A 19,123-nucleotide genomic window follows, 5' to 3' on the forward strand; every position below is an offset into this window, starting at 1 on the left:
TGAGCGGCAGGGTGATGGCAAGTTTCACAGACATTCTCACAAGAACTCAACATCGCAGTTGCAAAGCCTGCGGGACTCTCCAAAATGCGCGTCCCACCAACCGGAGCCACCCCAAAAGCGGCCTCGACTGGTGGCACTGTTAAAACCTAGGTCGGGCTGTAGTTCAGCCTGGTAGAACGCTTGCATGGGGTGCAAGAGGTCGTGAGTTCGAATCTCGCCAGCCCGACCACGGTTTAACGTTTCAGCGCCACGAATGGCGCTTTGGAGCGCGGAATTTATTCCGCAGCTCTCCGCCGAAGCGCCAAGGCTCTTAACGGCGAACCTTCCCGTCAAGCCGATGACCCGCTTATCTGCTGCAGACCCTGTGGCCAGCACTCCGTAGCGCTGCGATTGCTGAAGAACTCAATCTGAAGCGGAGGTATGCGTGTTGTCGGAATGCTGCGGAATAAATTCCGCGCTCCTGTGCGCCTCATGCACCCGCAGGCGCTTTCTGCGGTTCGCGGAAGAAGATCACAAACACCACCAGCACGGTGACAGCGATCCACGCAGGCGTGGCCCAGATGGCGGACCAGTCGTGGGTGACGGCACCTTTCGGCGTGGCGAGTTTGTGCTGATCCATGAAATATCCAGCCAGGTAGGTGCCGACCAGTGAGCCGAAGCCCCAGAGGATGATGGCGATGAGGCCCTGTGCGGCGCCGCGTGTGCGTTCGCTGGCCTCGCTGTCCACGTAGAGCTGCCCGGCGATGAAGAGGAAATCATAGCAGACGCCATGCAGCAGGATGGCGGCAAAAATGAGCACGGTGCCGCTGCTGGCAGCGCTGGCGCTGAGCATGAAGTAGCGCACGGCCCAGGACAGGATGCCGAGGAAGGTGGTCTTCTTATAGCCGAGCTTCTTGAGCATCAGCGGCAGCAGCAGGAGGAAGACGATGTCGGAGACCTGCGCCAGCGTCATCTTCTGCGCCATGTCCGCCCACTTGAGCTGCGTGAGGTAGGTGCCCATGTTCACAAAGTAGAAGTACAGCGGGATGCAGATGAGGAACATGCACAGGATGAAGATGGCAAAGGTGGGCTTCTTGAGCAGCGCCAGCGCATCCAGCCCGAGGACTTCGCCCAGCGGCACGTCCTGGCCTTTCTTTCTCGGCGGCGTGTGCGGCAGCGTCAGGGCAAACAGGCCAAACACCATCGAGGTGCCGCCTGCCAGGTAGTATTGCAGCGCTGACTGCTCCCCCTTCAACTGGCTGAGCACCACGCCACCCGCGATCCAGCCCACGGCGGAGAAGATCTTCACAAAAGGGAAGTCCTTCTTCGCGTCTGCGAGATGCGTCATGGAGATGGAATTCCCCAAAGCCAGCGTGGGCGCGTAGAGCGTGCAGTAGAGGATGAGCGTGGGATAGACGCTGCCGAAGGTCTTCAGCTGCGGGATGTAAAACATCACCAGCCCGCCCGCGATGCCGAGCACGGCGATGATTTTCTCCGAGGCAAAGAAGCGGTCGGCGATCAATCCCACGATGAAGGGCGAAAGGATGGCACCCCACGCAAACGCGCCATAGGAGGCCCCGATCTCGGTGCCGCTGAAGTTCAGGGTGCCGAGGTAGCTGCCCAGCGTCATGTACCAGCTGCTCCAGATGAAGTACTGGAGAAACATGAAGAGGGAGAGCTTGATCTTGAGGGTGGATTGCATGGTGAGTGTGGAGTGGGAGCTTATTTCATGCCGTCGGCGGCACCCCAGGGCTCGATGAGCTGGAGCTTCTGCGGCTTGAGCGCCTCATAGCAGTCCGGCAGGTCAAAGTGCTGGAGCACCTGCGGCACCATGATGGCGGCGGGCCACTGCTGGTCTTCATGCACGGCCAGCTCATGGAAGGAGCTGAGCGCATGCTTGAGCGTCACCTGTTTGACCTGCGGGCTGAGCACGGCGGCCAGGGCGGCTGGCAGGGCACCCCAGCCCTGCGCGGCCAGGTGAATCTCCGTATGTCCTGCTGAGGCGAGAAGCTGCAGCACGCGCAGCACATCGTAGGCGCGCTGACCGGACAGCGGGCGGTCGAGCATCTGGCTGAAGGCGGCGTAGAAGTAGTGGCTGCCGTAGATGCCGGTGAACTGGTTCGCACCGCAGGTGTCGGGCTGGGAGTCGCCCATGCCGCGCACATCGCAGGCAAAGAAGGCGGCGTCCGGCGAGGCGGCGATCAGCTCTTTCACAAACGGATCGCTGCGCAGCTCGGCATCGGCGGAGCGGTGGGAGATGTACAGGATGGCCTTGCTCTGCCCGCGCGGCAGACGCGAGGTCAGCGCCTCGTCGCTCAGGCGTGTGACCAGTGCGTGAATCAGCGGCTCCGTCTCCACGGCGTAGGTGCAGTAGCCCTTGGTGGGGTACTTGCGTGCGCCCACGCTGCGCAGGATGCGGTAGTCCGGCGCGGTGTCCGCCAGCGCGGGCAGCTTCAGCACCTGGCGCACGGCTTTTTGCAACGCTGCGCCAGAGAGCGGCTTGCGCTTCGCTGCCAGATCGTCCGCCTTTTCCCGCGTGAAACTCATCAGCGTGCGCGAGCCCGACTCCGCCACCTGGCCCTTCGGCGTGCAGAGCAGCACCTCGTCTTTCTCGATGGTCATCACCGGTTCCGCCGCTGCGGCGGGGATGCCGGTGGCCTTGCCAAAGAACTGGTACATCGCCTCGCGGTTCGACTGCGTGTAGCCGTGCGGATCCGGCCCGATGTGGAGCTGGATGTTCTCCGGCTTGCCGAGCAGCGTGTAGAGTTTCTTGAGACGCTCGTAGCTCTCGGTGGAGCCGCGGTTGTCAAAGAAGTCCTTCTCCTGCGCGAGGATGATCACCGGCTTCGGTGCCATGGCGGCGAGGAAATCGCAGTGGTCCAGATCCTGCGCCAGCACACGGGGCGGGCACTGCTCCATGTCCTGCGGCAGCTCGTTCTCCGCATCGCGGCGGAAGGTGGTCACAAAGCAGGAGGGCGCGCCCATGGTGAAGCGTGGCTCCAGGCCGCAGAGCCAGGTCGTCTGCGTGCCGCCGCCGGAGTTGCCGGTGATGCCGAGATGCGTGGTGTCGATCTCCGGGCGCGTGATCAGGTAGTCCAGCGCGCGAATGCCATCCCACACAAACCAGGTGCCGAGGAATTCGCCCACCAGCGCCTGCGGCACGCCCATCTGGTTGTGCTCCGTGGTGCCACCACCGAGGCGGGAGCCGAGCTTTTCGTTCAGGTATTGAAACCGCTCGCCCTGGCCCACGGGATCGATCAGGAAGCAGGCCTGCCCCTGCCGTGCGAGGCCCTGGGCAAAGCTCTGATAAGCCTCCGCTGCCTTGCCATTGAGCGAGTGCCCGCACACGCCGATCACCCCCGGCACCTTGCCCTTGCTGCTTGGCAGGTAGAGGTTTCCGGTCACGAGGTAGCCCGGGCGGCTTTCAAAGGTGATGTTCTCGATGCGGTAGCCGTCGCGCTCCAGCGTCTTCGTCACCTTCGCATTCAGCGGCGTCTTTTCCGGCAGCGGGCCAAAGCAGTCGCGGATGCGCTGCTGCACGGACTTCACGTAGGCCTCGGCGTCCGCCTTCGTTTTCAAAGCCTCGCGCCGTGCATTGCCCCGCTGCTCGGCGGCGCGCACCTCGGCCACCAGCCAGTCCTGCATCATGCGGGGAAAACGGTTGAGCTGAGGGATCGCAGTCGCGGCAGCAGCTGGCGTCTTGGCCGCAGTCTGCGCCAAGGCGCTGCCCGTGCTGCCAAAGAAAGACTGCACCAGCGGCCAGCCCATGAGGCCCAGGCCGGTGGTTTGCAGAAAGTCACGACGGCGGGGCAGGGCGGGGGAGTCCATGAGTGAATGAAGAAATCGGGTGAATGATGAATATCGGAAACGAACTGCGTTTCTTTCCCATGCCCGACTCTGCATCTCCCACCCGTCGTCAATTTCTCAGCACCGCCGTCCCTTTCATCGTCTCCGCCGCCACTCTGGGCCGTGCTGGGGCCGTGTCGCCCAATGAAAAAGTCCGTCTCGCCTGCATCGGCGTGGGCGGGCAGGGCACCAGCAACCTCCGCGCACTGATGGCCGATGAGCGCGTGCAGGTCGTCGCCATCTGCGATGTGGACTCCCAGCACGCCGCCGCTGCCGCCAAGCTGGCCGGACTGCCGGAGACGGCGATCTTCAAAGACTTCCGCGAGGTGCTGGCCCGCAGCGATGTGGACGCCATCATGAATGCCACGCCCGACCACTGGCACTCCAACGTGGCCGTCGCCGCCGCCAAGGCCGGGAAGGATCTGTACTCAGAAAAGCCCCTCGGTGCCAGCATCGCGGAGGGCCGTGCCATCTGCCGTGCGGTGGCGGAAAACAAGCGCGTGCTGCAGTGCGGCACCTGGCGGCGCTCCGGCCTCAAGGTGCGCATGGCCTGCGAGCGCGTGCGCAACGGCTACATTGGCCAGCTCAAGGAGATCGAGATCGGCGTGCCGGGCAAGTTTGCCATCCGCGGCGGCTACACCGGCCTGGAGGCCACCGAGCCCGTGCCCGCCCACCTGGACTACGCCATGTGGCTGGGCCCTGCGGCGGAGAAGCCCTACACGGCCGCACGCTGCCATTTCAATTTCCGCTGGATCGAGGAGTACGCCCCCGGCTACATCACCGACTGGGGTGCGCACTTCCTGGACGTGGCGCAGTGGGGAGCCGGCATGGACGAAACCACCCCCACCGAAGTCAGCGCCACCGAGGTGAAGCGCCGCACCACCGGCATTTATGACGCCGCCGAGAGCTTCCGCATCGAGTATCAGTACAACAATGGTGTACGCGTCGTCATGACAAGCACGGACGACAAGACCAAGTGGGGCACCCGCTTCATCGGCAGCGAGGGCTGGATCTACACCGAATCGGAGGTCCTCAAGGCCAGCGACGACGCCATCCTGCGCGCCAAGCTCAAGGACAGCGACGTGAAGCTCTACGAGTCCAAGAACCACCACCGCAACTTCATCGACGCCGTCTATTCCCGTGGCCGCACCGCCGCCACGGCGGAGATCGCCCAACGTGCCGCCACCACCTGCCACATCGGAGCCATCTCCGCCGTCCTCGGCCGCCCGCTGAAGTTCGACCCGAAGGCCGAGCGCTTTGAAGGCGACGAGCAGGCAAACCAGATGCTCCTCCGCCCCATGCGCGAGGCCTGGAAGATCGCGTAAAGGGGCCGTCCAGCATTCTGGAAACTCAGCCAAAGGCACCCCATGCCCCAACCAGGGAGAGGTGTGCCCGCGCGCCGGATCACATGATCATTACACATTGTTTATATGGCTTATATTCAATGAATTGCCATGTATTTGAACGCGCCAGTCATACATCCATCAAGCGCTCCTCGGAGAGCTCGAAAAATGGGGCTCCAGCTCCGTCGAGAGCCTGCTGCAAAGGCGTGAAACGAGGACAGACAGCCCCTGCAGCATCTCCCTGTCCGCGCTCCGGTTCCTACGCCCTCCTCCAGCAAGGCGGCAGAGCGTAGGTTAAATCCGGCTATCGCAGACAATGCCAGCACCTTCCATGCTTGTTAATCACCACATTATCAAACTGATGTATATTATTAACACATGTTAACCATGTCTTCAAAACAGCTTCCAAAAAGAGACGTTTCGTCACCATTCTCTCGCTCTCACCGCTCCAACACCCCAAGACGGCCCGCAGGGTCAGGGGCGAGCCTCAGGCCAGGCTCATTTCTCCTTCCGGAATTCCTCAAACTGCCGCTGAACCTCCGGCGGCAGGGAGCTGCGGTGGCGGTTGGGGCGCTCCCGGTGCTCGTGGCTTCTTTCTTGCGGCCCGCGCTCCGGCTGCAGGCACCGCTCCATGAGGGCCAGGGAGATCGCGACACCCAGCAGCACCAGGGCGACCACGCCCGCCAGCTTCCATGTCTTGGCATCGTATGGGAGGGCAGGGTGGTTCATCGGGGTGGAAGGCTGCCGGGGCCTCTACATCGTCACATCGGCCTCCGCCAGCGGCAAAGCGTTGGAGCGGCCCTGATTCCAAACAACACCCCGCTCTGCAACCAGTGCCCCATTGCATGCAAGCCGTCGCCTTGGCAAGATCCGGCCTATCGGTTCAAGAACCGCCCTCTCCATGCGCTACATCCTCGGACTCGCCGCAGCCCTCATCTTTCTGCCCCTGTTTCTGGCGCTGCTCTTCCTCATGCCCGTGGAGTTTTGCGTGTCCTCCTGGCATCTGTGGCGGGCCGAAGCGACCACCCAGGGCCGCGTCATCTCCTCCCAGCCCGCTAGCCATCGCGGCAACACACGCTCTCTCATCCGCTACAGTTACAAGGTGGATGGGCGCAGGTACGAGAGTGACCGGGTGCGGGCAGGGTGGATCAGCAACAAAGCCTACGAGGCCGGTGCCGGAGCCCTCGCGCAGTCCCTGAGTGCCGGCAGCCAGGTCACCGTCCGCTACGACCCATGCCATCCTGAGTTTGCCCTGCTGGAGTACGGCTGGCCGAAGTGGAGCGTGGGCTTCAGCCTCGCGGTCTGGGGCATGCTGCTGGGCAGCTATGTCTTTGCCGCGCAGGACCGCAGGCCCAGCAGCCACCTGCTCTACGGCCTCACCCGTGGGATCTGCCTGCTGGGTTTCCTGATCATCGTCCTGCTACCGCCGACCATCCAGCTCAAGCAGGTCCTGCCCCTGCTGGGAGCCGGCCTGGTGCTCAGCGCCGTGGCCGCCTGCTACAGCCGGCTGCGCTACTCCGGAGGGGCATGAGAAGCACTCGTGCCTGGAGCCTGCGCTCCGCAGCTGCTTGGAGGATAGCCGTCCCGGCTGTCCAGGGGAGACGGGCTTCCAGCCTGTCCTTCCCAGTCCATGGTGAGCGCTCCCGCTGGGTGGCAAGCTGGAGGCGGGACGCCTCAGGCCTTGGTCAGGCCAGAGGCCTAACCTCCGGCGGCATGCTCACCACGCGCTGCCCGCGCAGCAGCAGCGATCCGTGGCCCCCTCCCGGCCAAACTCCGCGGCCTAGCGGGACCATTGACCCGACTCACTCCCACCAGCCCTGCAGCCGATGGCCGCGATCAAATCCATTCTCCCCGGAGAAAAGTTTACATGGCTTGTGATAGCTGCCGCCACATCCTTTCGTTTACTCAGACATCCGCCCATCCCATGCGCTGGTGCCCGTTCATCCTGAACCTCCTCGTCCTGCTCACGCTCAGCACGGAGCAGTGCTTCTGGGACGCTGCCGCAGTGGCGAAGGATGCTTCGCATCTGGTCTGCGTGCTGGATGACGATGAAGCGGAGCTCAAGCAGAGCCTGCTGCACGAGAATGCTTTCTCAGACTGCGACGCGCCTGCCATGCCGGACTGGCATGAGGCGATCCGTGTGGCGCATGCCGACCTGGTGGCACCGCTCAGAGGAGCTGAAAACTGGGCAGTCCACACCGGGGTGCGCCGGCACCGCTGGCTGTGCATGGAGCGCTGCTGAAGAGGGGCGGCCAGCTTCCGTCTCCCAATGCAGCGCGGCTGAGGTGATCCCGACCTCGTCATGTCATGCCGCCGTTTCAGTCCGCCTGTTGAGGTCATCCACACCACACACCCTCACGCCATGCACACACGTCTCGCCATCCTTTGCAGCCTTCTTTTTGTCAGTGCCGCCTCCGCCGGTTCGGTCGATATCGCCGTCAAACCCGAGGTTCAGAAAAAGTCCGCCGACATCGCCAAGGAAGAATACGTCTCCTCGCACTGGCTCCGAGTGCGCATCACCAACTACACCTCCGTCAAACTCGAAGGAGTCACGCTGAAATGGGCCCTCTACGCCGCCAACCTCCGGCGCGGCTCGGACACCATTGCTGTGGAGAAATCCGGCGAAATGAAAATCACCGTGGACTCCAACGGCCGCTACTTGGACATCGAGACCCCCAAGGTGGCCTTTGATTTCGTCCGCACCCACAGCGAGCGCTCCGGCCGTAGGAGTTACAAGCTCGTCGAAGAGTCTGGGAAGAAGTACCACGGCTTTCATGTGCAGGTGATCAGTGGAAACGAGATCCTCGGCCAGGCCTTCAGCGAATCCGTTCACAAGCTGATCAAGTAGTCCATGGCTCCGGTCCGGTGGGCGCAGGCCCAGCGCGGGCAGGGCGCTTGGTCCCCCAAGCGCCGTCGTTCGCCTGGTCTTGGGCTTCCTAGACGCCCCATGAGCTCTCGCGGCTGATTGGGACACCCCGCCCTCGCCTGCTCCGCCGTTTCCTTCTCAGGAACTCTGCAGCAGCGTCCCAGCGCAGACGCGGCGCACCGGGGATTTTGACCGCCGAGCTTTGCGAGAGGCCCGGGGAAAAGTCATGTGCAGCGTGTGTGGCACCGTGTCGTTCTTAAAAGACCAAAGAACATCAGTCCTTCAGGCCACGGGGCGGCACCACCACACAGCGGAAGCCGTGGTCGCCGTGACGGCCGCCGGGGGGGCCGTGAAGGCGGTAGGACGACAGCAGAAAGCCGCGGTTGTTGTCATGCCAGGAGGCCCCGCGCAACTCACGGTCTTGCTGCGCGTTGTCATACCAGTCTTCGCACCATTCCCACACGTTGCCGCCCAGATCATAGAGACCGAGTTTGTTTGGCTTGAAGCTCATCACCGGTGCAGTGGTCGGGAAACCGTCATCGTAGGTTTCGAGGCTGTCTTCCTTGCCATCTGCGCCCGGCGCTTTGCCTGTAAGGCTGGCATCTCTGAAGTTTCCGGGTTTGTTCTTCTTCGTCAGCGGGAAGTCGTCACCCCACGGAAACACGTCTGGCACCGTCGGCATTTGGAAGGGCAGCGCCCCAGTCTTCCGCTTCTCCTTCTCCCCAATGCCCGCAGCGTAGCTCCATTCCTCATCCGTGGGCAGGCGGTAAAGTTTCCCTTCTTTCTGGCTCAGCCAGGCGCAGAACTTCTGCGCGTCATCCCAGCTGACCTTGATCACCGGGTGGTCTTCCTTGCGATCAGTGATGGCATGGCCTTCGACGGTTTGATCTTTCCAGGCAACATCCACGTTCGGATTCTCCGCTGCATACGCGGCATAGTCTTTGTAACGCACCTCATGGATGCAGAACAGCACAGCGGTGCCTTTCACCGGCAGGAACTTCATGCCGAGCGTGTTGGTAAAGCCATCTTTCGCCGTGATCATCACAGCGGGGTTGAGAGTCGCGGCGGGCTTCGGCTCTCCTGCGGCGGGCGCCTCCTCCGCCAGCGCTTCCCGGTAGCTGTGCACCGTCTTCGCATCGGCGATGCGGTCCGCTTTGACGAAGTCCGCCTCCATCTGTTTCAAGCGCACGTTCAGCGGAGCCACGAGCTTTTGCAGATTCTTCAGGCGTTGCGCTTCGAGCTTCGCATACGAGGTGCGGTAGATGTTGCGGAGATTTTTCACCACCGCCGGAGTCTTTTCATCATCGCTTTGCGGCAGGGGCGGCCTTTCGGCGGCTAAAGCCTTCTCAGTGATGAGCTTCTTTTCCGCCTCCAGCGCAAGGATGCCGTCCAAATTCGCGGCTGCTTTTTCCGCTGTCACGGCTTTGTCGATGGCCCCTAGGTAACCGGTGTTGAGTACGACAAGATCCGATTCAAAGGGCGCTGTGACCTGCTCTTTCTGCAGCTTGATGAACTGCTGATTCAGCGCCCCGAGCTCAGGCGGCAAGGCGGGCTGCTGGGCTGAAATGACCGTGGCCATCAAAGCCAGCGCGGCTTGAATGCAAGGCCGGGCGCTGCGGATGAAGGCGTTTGCCAGACGTTGCCGTGGGTCGAAAAGCTGGAAGAAAGTCATGCGTGAGGGGAACGGGATTGAGACAAGTCTTTTAACCAGAAGTGCAGGGAATATTTTTCAAGTCACAATAGTTTATTGTTTATTGTCAGGTCAATGAATCTCGGGCATAGGCCACAAAGTCTCAATGCAGTCACCCTGCGTATCTGTGGCATAGCCCGCCCGAGCTTTCGCTGGCTCTCGATCGGCTAATCCAGCACGCCACCCCTGATCCCCGCACCTCCTCGCCCGCCCATGCCTGCCGCAGCACTGGCAGGGATGCGCTGCGCTGCGTCCGAAGAATCCTTCGCGCCAGCATGGGCAGCTGGCTCAAAGCGTTCCCACCTTTCCTGGAGCGCCCGCCTTTCAGCGCTCGCTTCAACGGTTCGCTCGCACTCAGGTTAACACCCGGTATGCACACATCCCCCGGTGAGACAGGGGGCACAAGACTCCCATGAATGACCTGCGCGAATACCCGGGCTTTGAAAAGGTTGATTTGATTGAAATGGCCGCCTTGGACGGGCTGCGCGTGGGTACACACCCCCGTTGAAAATGTGGAAGTTGTGCCTGTTTCTCCGCCATCAGGGAAGGGGGGGCTGCCTCACGAAACAGGGATGAGCCGGCAGCAGGCAGGCGCTGAGACCACCGCTTCATCGCCTCGCACCCCGCAGGGCACCCAATGCCCTGTCTCTTTCTCCCGATCCCAAAACACCGGCTCCGGCCCCCTCCGCGCACCTCCAGACGCTCCGCTACCACCCGGCTGGCCGGAACCCCCAAGTTTCCGAGTTTCCACCTCTAGGGATGGCAACTCGGCAACTTCTCCAGCCAGTGTCCCGGTCGCCATGGCCGGTGAGCCGGGAAGGGGGCCTCGCTGGGAGGGCAGGAGCCATCGGTCAAAGCCCTGCCCCTAGTTCACGCGCCATGTGAGACGTGCGTAAAGCATGCTGTAACTTGCAGATTTTCAGGTGTTTACATGCGGATTAACTACCGAAGTGCATCACTCCCTGGGCGTTTGATAACTACTCACTCGTATGAAACGCTACCATCATCTCACCGTCTTCCATCGAAGAGCAATTGGACAACTGCTCAAGCAGGGAGTCTCTAAAACAAAAATCGCCACCATTCTGGGGGTTCACCGCACAACCATTTACCGGGAGTTCAGGCGTAACCGATCAGGATTTGGGTACTGCTGCTTTATCGCCAATGATATGACACAACACCGGCGTTTAATGGCCAACCACAAGCGGTCCAAACTGACCTTGGATGTTAAGCGTTTCATTCGTGCCAAGCTGATCTTGAAACTTAGTCCGGAACAGATCGCTTCTTTGTTTTCGAATCAATTCGGTCACACTTTTACGGCCCAGTCCATCTACCGACACATACGATCTTACGAAGGTCACACCCTTGGCCTCAGGACGCTGCTGCGCCGCAAAGGCAAACGCTACTTCGCTTCTTCATCACGCCGGGCCGCTGTGCGCAATCGTCCTTCCATCGATTGCAGGCCAACGGCATTCAGTGACCGCAGCACCTTCGGACACTGGGAGGCGGACCTGATGGAGGGTGCTCGTAAACAGGCCGGCTCACTGCTGGTTTTGGTTGAGCGCAAATCGCGTTATACGCTCATACGCCATGTCTCCAACAAAAAGGCTGCGTCTGTCTCCAAAGCCATCATCCATGCTTTGCGCCGCTTCCAGACACTTTCCATCACCTATGACAACGGCTGTGAGTTTGCCAGTTATAAGTCGGTAGCTCAAGCTACAGGTGGCGAGCCCTTTTTCTGCCATCCCTACCACGCCTGGGAAAAGGGCACCGTGGAAAACACCATCGGCCTTATTCGCGAGTACTGCCCCAAGGGAGAGCCTGTCAGCAACCGCATCACCGAACACCGAAAAACTCAAAACCAACTTAACTTCCGACCACGCAAAACACTCGGCTTTCAATCACCTCATTCCCTCTTGCCTTTCCTGCTCAAACCCATCTAATTCCAAAAAACAGCCCAGGTGCACTTTGGGTTTCAATCTGCAAGGGGGCTGCGCTGCGTGCTAAATGCCAGGCATGAATGGCACTTGATTAAGGGCAGGATTCGTTTTTTGGCAGGTTCATTTACAGGCATATGTATTAAAATTTTTGTGTAACATTATTTGAACATTCCAACGATGCTTGAACTCCACTTCACATGGCTGTTCAAACTTCTTTCCTCCCTCATTTCCCTCACCTGCTTCAGGGCAGGGCCAAGCCTTCCCTGGCCAGCCTGCTTGCCCGGGGCATCGAGCACTTCCGCCACCTCTCCTTGCCCGATCTTTCCGCCCTGATCGGTCCCTTCTTCCCTCAGGATTTCTTCTCCAGTGCTCCTGATTCCAAACCACTTCGAGAGTCCATTTACACCCCCACCACCCTCTTCTGGGCCTTTCTTTTCCAAGTGCTCAACCCGGGCATGGCCTGCCAGGGCGTCGTCGCCAAAGTCCGTGCCTGGCTCATCAACCGTCCGCTCGATCCCAAGCGTCCTTCCCTGAGAACCGGGGCTTTTTGCCAGGCGCGTTGCGCTCTGAGCCTTCCGTTTGTCCAGGCTGCCTGCGAGGCTCTGCGCTCCAAACTCACCGCACAGGCACCCTCAGCCTGGCTGTGGTGCGGACGTGAGGTCAAAGTGCTTGATGGCACGAGTTGCTCGATGCCTGACACCACCAGGAACCAGGAGCGCTGGCCGCAGCCCCCTGCTCAGAAGCCGGGTTGCGGCTTTCCGGTTGCCTCCATGCTGGGTGTCTTCTGCCTCTCGACGGGTGCCTGGCTGGGCCACGCGCTGGGCAGGTGGTGCCGTCATGACCTGGGCCTCTGGCAGCAGGTGAGCCATCTGCTCAAACAGGGCGATGTGCTCCTCGGCGACGCCGGCTTCTGCGCCTGGGCGCTCATGGCCGAGCTCAAGGCGCGTGGCGTTGACACCGTCCTGCGCCTGCATCAGGCACGCCCCAAGGACCTGGGAAAAGGCCGCTCTTTGGGCGGCCATCAATGCCTGCAGAGCTGGCACAAGCCCAAACATCGACCTGGCAAGTGCCCGTGGGATGCCCGGCAGTGGGAGGCGCTGCCGGAGCAGCTCGAAGTGCGCATCATCAAGGTGCCCATTGAGCGCAAAGGCTTCCGTACCCATTGCGTGTGGATCGCCACCACGCTGGTCGATGCCAAAGGGTATGGCGTGGAGCAGATCGCCGAACTCTACCACCGCCGCTGGAGCATCGAGCTGTTTTTTCGGGACATCAAAACGACGATGAAAATGGATGTGCTGCGCTGCAAGACTCCCGACATGATCGAGAAGGAGATCCTCATGCATGCCTGCGCCTACAACGCCATCCGGCTGCTCATCCTGCACAGCGCCAGCGCGCACGGCCGTGAGCTTGGGCGGGTCAGCTTCAAAGGCGCGCTTGACGTGCTGCGCGAATGGCTGCCGCGTGCCGCACTCTATGCTGACAAGCCTCGCAAACTGGAACAGTGGCGGGATGAATTGCTCAAAGCCATCGCCTCAGTGATGAACCCCCAACGTACCGGACGACGCGAACCCAGGGCCAAGAAACGACGCCCCAAAACCCATCAGCTGCTGACGCAGCCGCGCCGCGAGTTTCAGGAAATCCCCCACCGCGACAAGTATCGAAAGGCGGCTTAATCAAGTGCCATTCATGCCTGGCATCTTTTTCGAGAAGTGGATGCGCACTCAATATCAGGCATCCTTTAGTGAGCTTTCAGACTTCCTCAGCCTCCGGGAGGGAAGAATGCACGACAGATCCGGCGCAACCACCCAAAACTCCCGCAATCACTCTTCAATGCCTTTTGGTGCTTGAAATCGCGCATGGCCTCCGAGGCCATTTCTTGGATCAGCGGCCGCTGGGGACCACCCATCCCACCGGTCTCAAAGAGTTCAGTCGAGACGAGGTAGTCCTGGATGAAATCTGGCCCGATGATTGGCAAAAGGGCTGCGGCGGCAGAAGCGACCGCAAAGTCATTCACACCTTTCATTGCCTGAACGAGCGAAGCCATGTCGTCTCGTTTGAAATGGCCGGCTGCCGCCAGAGCCAATCCCATTTGAAGATCACTGCTGCTCAGCTTCAAACCTTCCGCGATTCTTTGGCGCAGCGCATCGGCGATTGAGGTCAGGACGGAGGCCTTGATAGGGCGGTTCTTGGCTGCGGTCAGAAACGCCTCGATCCGGAAAGCCGCCACTCCATGGTCTCCGTACTCCAATGAGAGATATTGATCCAGCAATTCGGAAGAGAAGACCGTCGTCTCGGCTGCTTCGTCGAAGCTCAGTCCGACTCTGCGGTTCGAAGCCTTGATTTGCTCTCGTAGTTCGTCGGCGTCCATGTGCCGGGGACTCTAACACACCAATGAACCGGACCCGACACCTATATATTTTACATTACATTGATTGTTGGTAGTTAATAATTGAGTCTCTGGAGGGCTTCCGAACTGGCTCCCAGCCAGGCAAAAGCCCTGTGGTGGGCGCTCCCTGCTCCGCTCCTACCCCACCAGCTTCAGCGTCCGTTTCTCCTGGGCGCTCCGGAACGCGGTATCGACGATCTGCTGGCCGATGCGGGAGATGTCGAGGCGGAGCGGGCCGATCAAGGGGGCGCCGGTTTCCAGGTGGTGGATGACGTTTTCGATGGGGTTGCGGTTCGGCGACTGGACGGGATCGACCGGGATTTCGTAGCCCTCGGGCCGGGCGCGGGTCTGCACGCGGACGGTGGGTTCGTAGTCGTAGCAAGAAATCGTGCCGTCGGTGCCTTTGAGGACGAAGCCGCACTTGGGCTGGGGCTGGTGGGTCCAGGGATCGGTAAAGGTGCCCCAGCGGGTTTCGCTTTTGCTGAGGCCGAGGCTGTAACGGATGATGGCCACGGCGTGCTCGTCCACCTCCAGGCCCTCGGGCTGGTTCCAGGCGCAGGTGACTTCCAGTGGGACCTGCCCGCCCAGGTGCCAGGTGCCGAGCGTGGTGCCGTAGCCCATGTAGTCGAGCAGCGAGCCCCCTCCCTGCGCCTGGCTGTAAAACCAGCTCGCGGCTTTTTCGGCGGCGCTGGGCTCTTTTTCGATCTTGTCGGCGCCGTGGTACAGCGGGCCGCGATTGCCGCCGTGGTGGTGGAATTCGCGCACTTCACCGATGAGGCCTTCCTGAATGAGCCGGTGCGCGGTCTGCTGCCCTGCATCCCACACCAGCGGCCAGTTCACGGCGAGCAGCTTGCCGTGCGGCTGCATGGCGGCGATCATGGCATCGGCCTCGGCCAGCGATCCGGCAAAGGGTTTCTCCATGATGATGTGGGTGCCGTAGGGCGCGATCTTGGCAACCCAGTCGCCATGGCAGGAGGCGGCGGGACACAGCACGACGATGTCCGGCTTGGTCTGCTCCATGCAGGCGCGGTGGTCGGTGAAGACCTGCGCGGGCGTGAGGCTGAAATTGCGCGTGGCATCGACGAGGCGCTCGGGCTTTTCATCGCAGATGCCCACGATCTCGGCGTTCGGATGCTCGGAGGTCTGGCGCAGGAGGTCGCCCATGTGGAAGTGATCGAAATTGATGCCGGCGATGCGCCATTTTTTGCTCATAGGAGGGGTCGGGAAAAGGAACGGGCCATCGAAGCCGAGAGGGGCGCCGATGACAAGCCCGAGAGTACGGCCGGCGGCGTGGGATTCATGCAGCGGGCCGGGCGGTGCATGGCGGCGTCAGGGTCGGAGTTTAACACCGCAGAGATTGGAAAAACGCAGAGAAAACATTCAAAACCAATGATTTTTATCTCAAAAGAGAGTCTTCTTTAAACGCGACTGAAGAGGAATATTCGCGAATAGCCGCGAATCAGAATCCGCCCGGTGCCATGGGTGGTCATTCGTGGATATTCGCGTTGGGATTGAGGCGGTTGCAGCACAGATTTATCCCTTTTCACCGGGGGCTTTTCCGGCTTTGATGCCTGCCCATGGCCGCCAATGAAATCCGCGACACCCCCGGGCGAATGCTGCTCGGCTGGGCGGTGCTGCTGGCGTCGCTGGTGGTGCTGAGCTGGCGCATCCACCTGCACCCGGCGGCTTATGAGTGGACGGAGTACCCGACCGCACTGGGAGACACGAAGTACTACACCCGCCCGCTGGGCAAGGACGACCGCTACGAGCCCAATCTGCGCTACGCCGGTCAGGAAGAGGGGCTGTACCGCCGCAGCGAGGAGGCCGTGGAACGGGATGATGCGACGATGATGAAACTGGGTCTGGATGCGACGGGCCAGCACTTCATCTACCAGCCCGAGGGGGCTGCGGACAAGGGTCCCCTGCCCGTCTATCTGAAGTCCGGCGAAAACCGTTACATGGAGTTTGGAGCGCGGAAGTTTTACCCGCCGTTTGTGCCGAAGGCGGGGCCGCAGTGAGGGAGCGAGCTCAAAGGAAGGTCCGTGGTTGGCACGGCTAGACCAGCAGCTCAATAAAGCTGTGCGGCAGGGCAAAGCAGATCAGCCACGCATAGATGGCGTCAAACCATACTACGGAGAGTCCGGCACCGACATAGATGATGAGCACAACGGGAAAGCCCACGAGCTTAAGATGCCAAGGGGTGCGATCTTCTTTCATGGCCGCCCAGAGGCTGGAGGCGTCCCCGGTGCTGGGAAAGGCATGCATTCCCACGGAGACACCCAGCCACCCGAGCAGAAAATCCACCGGCTCCAAGCTGGCCCCGGCGGCCAGTGCCAGCGCCACAGGCAGGCAGATGAGACAGCCGATGACCGAGTTGATGAGAAACGGCGCGACGGCGATGAAGAAATGCCGCCATCCCGAGGAGGGTTTGTCATGTACCACAAACCCAGCCGGGGTGCCCGTCTGGAAGTAGCACACGTTCAGCACCGGTGTGTTGGTCAGGCGGCACATGAGCTGATGCGCCGCCTCGTGCACGATGACACCAGGAAAGGTGAGCAGCGAGATGATGAATCCGGGAATGATGATCATAGGAGCTGGGCGGCACGGAGCTACTCTGGCCGGTAAGGAATTTTGGGTTTGCCATCCGGCGTCATGCGCCGCTCATGCTCCTGCGCCAGACGGTCGAGATCGTCCACCACGACAGTGGCACGGTGATGCAGGTACTCGGGGATGTATTTGCCGGTGAGGCTGCTTACGGCCTCGGCGGCTTCCTGGTAGTGATGGCTGCCCATGGCGGACTCCGCATAGAGGACCGTGGTTTCAGCGTCTTGGTGGGTCTTGAAAAGCCTGCCATAACTCTGAAAGGCATCCTCCCAGCGCTGCAGTGCCACCATTTTCTCCGCCCGCACAGTGTCGTAGGCGTCGGTGAAACGCTCCTGTGAGACTGCCAGCGACACCACGACCATCAGCGTCACAAAGGCGGCGGCCAGCTTGACCCACATCGGGAATGGAAACCGCACCAGCGCCAGGCGGCAGGACTCGCAGACGGGCAGCTGCGTCAGGGTGCTGAGATGAGCGGAGCCACACTGGGCACAGGAGGTCGGCCGAGGCTTTGCTGATGCATCATCAGACACGACCGCCATCTGATACGGTGCCGGAGGAGATTGGGGTCTGACTCTGGGAGCGGCAGGGGGAATGATCGGTGGCGGCAGCGGCTTTTCGCTCATGGTTTAAATCAATGGATTAGATCTTTTCAGGAGGCAGCTAAAACCACAAGCAATTTCCGCTACGAGAAAAAACCCATGAACACGGCACAAGAACGGCTCGTGAATTGCGCTTGGCACCCCCGGATTTCTCCCTTTACTCCTTGGCCCCGAACTTACTTCCCAAGACACAAACACATGCCCATCGCACGCGCTCTGCTCTCTGTTTCCGACAAAACCGGCCTTCTCGACTTCGCCAAAGGACTGGCGGCGCTCGGGGTGGAGCTGCTCTCCACCGGCGGCACCTCGAAGCATCTGAAGGACGGCGGCCTCACGGTCACGGATGTGTCTGACCACACCGGCTTTCCCGAAATGTTTGACGGCCGCGTGAAGACCCTGCACCCCAAGGTCCACGGCGGCCTGCTGCAGCGCCGCGACAACGAGGAGGACAAGAAGAACGCCCAGAAGCACGACATCCCCTGCATCGACCTCGTCGTGGTCAATCTCTACCCCTTTGAGCAGACCATCGCCAAGAAGGACGTGACACTGGAGGAGGCCATCGAAAACATCGACATCGGCGGCCCGTCCATGCTGCGCTCCGCCGCCAAAAACCACCGCTGGGTCACGGTGATCACCGACCCCGCCGACTACGCCGTGGTGCTGGCTGAAATGAAGGAGCACGACGGAGACACCACCCTGGGCACCCGCGAGCGCCTGGCCTGCAAGGTCTTCCAGCGCACGGGCGCGTATGACACCGCCATCGCCGCCTACCTGAACAAGGAGCAGACCACGCAGAAGACCTTCAACCTCAGCCTGCCCCTCTACTCGGAGCTGCGCTACGGTGACAACCCGCACCAGAAGACCTCGCTCTACGGCAACTTTGGCGACTACTTTGTGAAGCTGCACGGCAAGGACCTCAGCTACACCAACGTGCTCGACATCCAGGCCGCCGCCGAGATCGCCCTGGAGTTCCGCCGCCCCACCGTGGCCATCCTCAAGCACACCAACCCCTGCGGCGTGGGCTGCGCGGATGAAGATCTGCGCGAGGCCTGGCAGAAGGCCTTTGAAACCGACAAGCAGGCACCCTTTGGTGGCGTGATCGTGGTGAACCGCAGCATGACGCTCGGTCTGGCCCGCATCATCTCGGAGATCTTCACCGATGTCATCATCGCCCCGGACTTCGATGCCGACGCCCGCGCGCTGCTGCAGAAGAAAAAGAACCTGCGCCTCATCCAGATGCTGCCCGGCGTGGCCGAGGCTCTGGCAGAGCCCATCATCCGCTCCGCCCCTGGCGGCGTGATGGTGATGGACAGCGACTCCCGCGCCTTGGGTCTGGACGACCTGGAAACGAAGGTGAAAACCGTGCGCCCACCGACCCGCGACGAGCTGGAGGCCATGCGCTTCGGCTGGCGTGTGGTGAAGCACGTGAAGTCCAACGCCATCGTCTTCGCCTCCCACGACCGCACACTCGCCATCGGCGCGGGCCAGATGAGCCGTGTGGACTCCTGCCGCATCGCGGTGTGGAAGGCAGGCGAGGCCGGCCTGAGCCTCAAAGGCAGCATCGTCGCCTCAGACGCCATGTTCCCCTTCCCTGACGGCCTGATCGCTGCTGCGGATGCCGGTGCCACCGCCGCTATCCAGCCCGGCGGCTCCGTCAAGGACGCCGAGGTCATCGCCGCTGCGGACGAGCGCAAAATGGCCATGTGCTTCACCGGTGTGCGCCACTTCCTGCACTAAGAGCTGCGCGTGAAATGAGGTGTTAGAGCCCTCAGGCTCTGCATGTTAACGGCTGTTGATCGTTAGGATTTCCTGACAATCAGCAGCCTTTTCTTTTGTGACGGGTCTCCTGAAAGCGTCGGCCGCAGCTTTCCCC

Annotated in this window: 16 protein-coding genes and 1 tRNA gene; 9 read left to right on the top strand and 8 right to left on the bottom strand. The window is 61.4% G+C overall.

Annotated elements, in window-relative coordinates; translation table 11 throughout:
- Positions 1–152: 152 nt before the first annotated feature.
- Positions 153–229, top strand: a tRNA-Pro gene (locus tag ACZ5WW_RS02465).
- A 240-nt stretch (positions 230–469) separates the two neighbouring features.
- Here ACZ5WW_RS02465 and ACZ5WW_RS02470 read toward each other — a convergent pair.
- Positions 470–1,681, bottom strand: a complete 1,212-nt coding sequence (locus ACZ5WW_RS02470; RefSeq protein WP_377169720.1) for an MFS transporter — start codon at positions 1,679–1,681, stop codon at positions 470–472.
- 20 nt (positions 1,682–1,701) lie between these two features.
- Positions 1,702–3,807, bottom strand: coding sequence for an alpha/beta hydrolase family protein (locus ACZ5WW_RS02475; protein ID WP_377169722.1), 2,106 nt, complete (start codon positions 3,805–3,807; stop codon positions 1,702–1,704).
- 59 nt (positions 3,808–3,866) lie between these two features.
- On the opposite strand from ACZ5WW_RS02475, the gene ACZ5WW_RS02480 reads away from it, so the two are divergent.
- Entirely contained in the window at positions 3,867–5,150 is a 1,284-nt protein-coding gene (locus ACZ5WW_RS02480; protein WP_377169724.1) for a Gfo/Idh/MocA family protein, read from the top strand.
- 516 nt (positions 5,151–5,666) lie between these two features.
- Here ACZ5WW_RS02480 and ACZ5WW_RS02485 read toward each other — a convergent pair.
- Positions 5,667–5,897, bottom strand: a complete 231-nt coding sequence (locus ACZ5WW_RS02485; RefSeq protein ID WP_377169726.1) for a hypothetical protein — start codon at positions 5,895–5,897, stop codon at positions 5,667–5,669.
- A 172-nt stretch (positions 5,898–6,069) separates the two neighbouring features.
- Here ACZ5WW_RS02485 and ACZ5WW_RS02490 point away from each other — a divergent pair, with 172 nt between their 5' ends.
- The 3 genes from ACZ5WW_RS02490 (at position 6,070) to ACZ5WW_RS02500 (ending at position 8,016) form a co-directional block, all read left to right on the top strand.
- On the top strand, positions 6,070–6,699 hold the full coding sequence (locus tag ACZ5WW_RS02490) for a DUF3592 domain-containing protein (RefSeq protein ID WP_377169728.1): 630 nt from the start codon (positions 6,070–6,072) through the stop codon (positions 6,697–6,699).
- Between the two features lie 393 nt (positions 6,700–7,092).
- Positions 7,093–7,410: a hypothetical protein gene (locus tag ACZ5WW_RS02495; protein WP_377169730.1), complete on the top strand. Its 318-nt coding sequence runs from the start codon at positions 7,093–7,095 to the stop codon at positions 7,408–7,410.
- A 120-nt stretch (positions 7,411–7,530) separates the two neighbouring features.
- Positions 7,531–8,016 (top strand): hypothetical protein, encoded by a 486-nt coding sequence (locus tag ACZ5WW_RS02500; protein WP_377169732.1) that lies wholly within the window; start codon positions 7,531–7,533, stop codon positions 8,014–8,016.
- A 292-nt stretch (positions 8,017–8,308) separates the two neighbouring features.
- On the opposite strand, the gene ACZ5WW_RS02505 is transcribed toward ACZ5WW_RS02500, so the two are convergent.
- Positions 8,309–9,706 (bottom strand): formylglycine-generating enzyme family protein, encoded by a 1,398-nt coding sequence (locus tag ACZ5WW_RS02505; protein ID WP_377169734.1) that lies wholly within the window; start codon positions 9,704–9,706, stop codon positions 8,309–8,311.
- 1,007 nt (positions 9,707–10,713) lie between these two features.
- On the opposite strand from ACZ5WW_RS02505, the gene ACZ5WW_RS02510 reads away from it, so the two are divergent.
- Complete coding sequence (locus ACZ5WW_RS02510) at positions 10,714–11,664, top strand: IS30 family transposase (protein ID WP_377172273.1); 951 nt, start codon at positions 10,714–10,716, stop codon at positions 11,662–11,664.
- A 194-nt stretch (positions 11,665–11,858) separates the two neighbouring features.
- Positions 11,859–13,334 (top strand): IS4 family transposase, encoded by a 1,476-nt coding sequence (locus tag ACZ5WW_RS02515; RefSeq protein ID WP_377172269.1) that lies wholly within the window; start codon positions 11,859–11,861, stop codon positions 13,332–13,334.
- A gap of 86 nt (positions 13,335–13,420) precedes the next feature.
- Here the strand turns inward: ACZ5WW_RS02515 and ACZ5WW_RS02520 are convergent, their stop codons facing one another.
- Positions 13,421–14,029, bottom strand: coding sequence for a hypothetical protein (locus tag ACZ5WW_RS02520; RefSeq protein ID WP_377169737.1), 609 nt, complete (start codon positions 14,027–14,029; stop codon positions 13,421–13,423).
- 156 nt (positions 14,030–14,185) lie between these two features.
- Positions 14,186–15,259 (bottom strand): Gfo/Idh/MocA family protein, encoded by a 1,074-nt coding sequence (locus tag ACZ5WW_RS02525; RefSeq protein WP_377169739.1) that lies wholly within the window; start codon positions 15,257–15,259, stop codon positions 14,186–14,188.
- Between the two features lie 365 nt (positions 15,260–15,624).
- Between ACZ5WW_RS02525 and ACZ5WW_RS02530 the strand changes: the two genes are divergently transcribed.
- Positions 15,625–16,065: a hypothetical protein gene (locus tag ACZ5WW_RS02530; RefSeq protein WP_377169741.1), complete on the top strand. Its 441-nt coding sequence runs from the start codon at positions 15,625–15,627 to the stop codon at positions 16,063–16,065.
- A 37-nt stretch (positions 16,066–16,102) separates the two neighbouring features.
- Here ACZ5WW_RS02530 and ACZ5WW_RS02535 read toward each other — a convergent pair whose 3' ends face one another.
- Both ACZ5WW_RS02535 and ACZ5WW_RS02540 read right to left on the bottom strand, forming a co-directional pair.
- The gene (locus ACZ5WW_RS02535) at positions 16,103–16,636 is read right to left on the bottom strand and encodes a DUF3267 domain-containing protein (protein ID WP_377169744.1); all 534 of its coding nucleotides are present in this window, start codon (positions 16,634–16,636) and stop codon (positions 16,103–16,105) included.
- Positions 16,637–16,656: 20 nt separating this feature from the next.
- A complete protein-coding gene (locus tag ACZ5WW_RS02540) occupies positions 16,657–17,274 on the bottom strand; it encodes a hypothetical protein (RefSeq protein ID WP_377169746.1) in 618 nt (205 codons plus the stop codon).
- Between the two features lie 174 nt (positions 17,275–17,448).
- On the opposite strand from ACZ5WW_RS02540, the gene purH reads away from it, so the two are divergent.
- On the top strand, positions 17,449–18,987 hold the full coding sequence (purH, locus tag ACZ5WW_RS02545; RefSeq protein WP_377169748.1) for a bifunctional phosphoribosylaminoimidazolecarboxamide formyltransferase/IMP cyclohydrolase: 1,539 nt from the start codon (positions 17,449–17,451) through the stop codon (positions 18,985–18,987).
- Positions 18,988–19,123 lie beyond the last annotated feature (136 nt).

Source organism: Prosthecobacter fluviatilis, assembly GCF_055388355.1.

Excerpts from the sequence above, each read along its gene's own strand:
- ACZ5WW_RS02485 (WP_377169726.1), bottom strand. The coding sequence starts at position 5,897 with ATGAACCACCCTGCCCTCCCATACGATGCCAAGACATGGAAGCTGGCG.
- ACZ5WW_RS02520 (WP_377169737.1), bottom strand. The coding sequence starts at position 14,029 with ATGGACGCCGACGAACTACGAGAGCAAATCAAGGCTTCGAACCGCAGA.
- ACZ5WW_RS02495 (WP_377169730.1), top strand. The coding sequence starts at position 7,093 with ATGCGCTGGTGCCCGTTCATCCTGAACCTCCTCGTCCTGCTCACGCTC.
- ACZ5WW_RS02510 (WP_377172273.1), top strand. The coding sequence starts at position 10,714 with ATGAAACGCTACCATCATCTCACCGTCTTCCATCGAAGAGCAATTGGA.
- ACZ5WW_RS02505 (WP_377169734.1), bottom strand. The coding sequence starts at position 9,706 with ATGACTTTCTTCCAGCTTTTCGACCCACGGCAACGTCTGGCAAACGCC.
- ACZ5WW_RS02475 (WP_377169722.1), bottom strand. The coding sequence starts at position 3,807 with ATGGACTCCCCCGCCCTGCCCCGCCGTCGTGACTTTCTGCAAACCACC.
- ACZ5WW_RS02490 (WP_377169728.1), top strand. The coding sequence starts at position 6,070 with ATGCGCTACATCCTCGGACTCGCCGCAGCCCTCATCTTTCTGCCCCTG.
- ACZ5WW_RS02540 (WP_377169746.1), bottom strand. The coding sequence starts at position 17,274 with ATGAGCGAAAAGCCGCTGCCGCCACCGATCATTCCCCCTGCCGCTCCC.
- ACZ5WW_RS02470 (WP_377169720.1), bottom strand. The coding sequence starts at position 1,681 with ATGCAATCCACCCTCAAGATCAAGCTCTCCCTCTTCATGTTTCTCCAG.
- ACZ5WW_RS02515 (WP_377172269.1), top strand. The coding sequence starts at position 11,859 with ATGGCTGTTCAAACTTCTTTCCTCCCTCATTTCCCTCACCTGCTTCAG.
- purH (WP_377169748.1), top strand. The coding sequence starts at position 17,449 with ATGCCCATCGCACGCGCTCTGCTCTCTGTTTCCGACAAAACCGGCCTT.
- ACZ5WW_RS02530 (WP_377169741.1), top strand. The coding sequence starts at position 15,625 with ATGGCCGCCAATGAAATCCGCGACACCCCCGGGCGAATGCTGCTCGGC.
- ACZ5WW_RS02535 (WP_377169744.1), bottom strand. The coding sequence starts at position 16,636 with ATGATCATCATTCCCGGATTCATCATCTCGCTGCTCACCTTTCCTGGT.
- ACZ5WW_RS02525 (WP_377169739.1), bottom strand. The coding sequence starts at position 15,259 with ATGAGCAAAAAATGGCGCATCGCCGGCATCAATTTCGATCACTTCCAC.
- ACZ5WW_RS02480 (WP_377169724.1), top strand. The coding sequence starts at position 3,867 with ATGCCCGACTCTGCATCTCCCACCCGTCGTCAATTTCTCAGCACCGCC.
- ACZ5WW_RS02500 (WP_377169732.1), top strand. The coding sequence starts at position 7,531 with ATGCACACACGTCTCGCCATCCTTTGCAGCCTTCTTTTTGTCAGTGCC.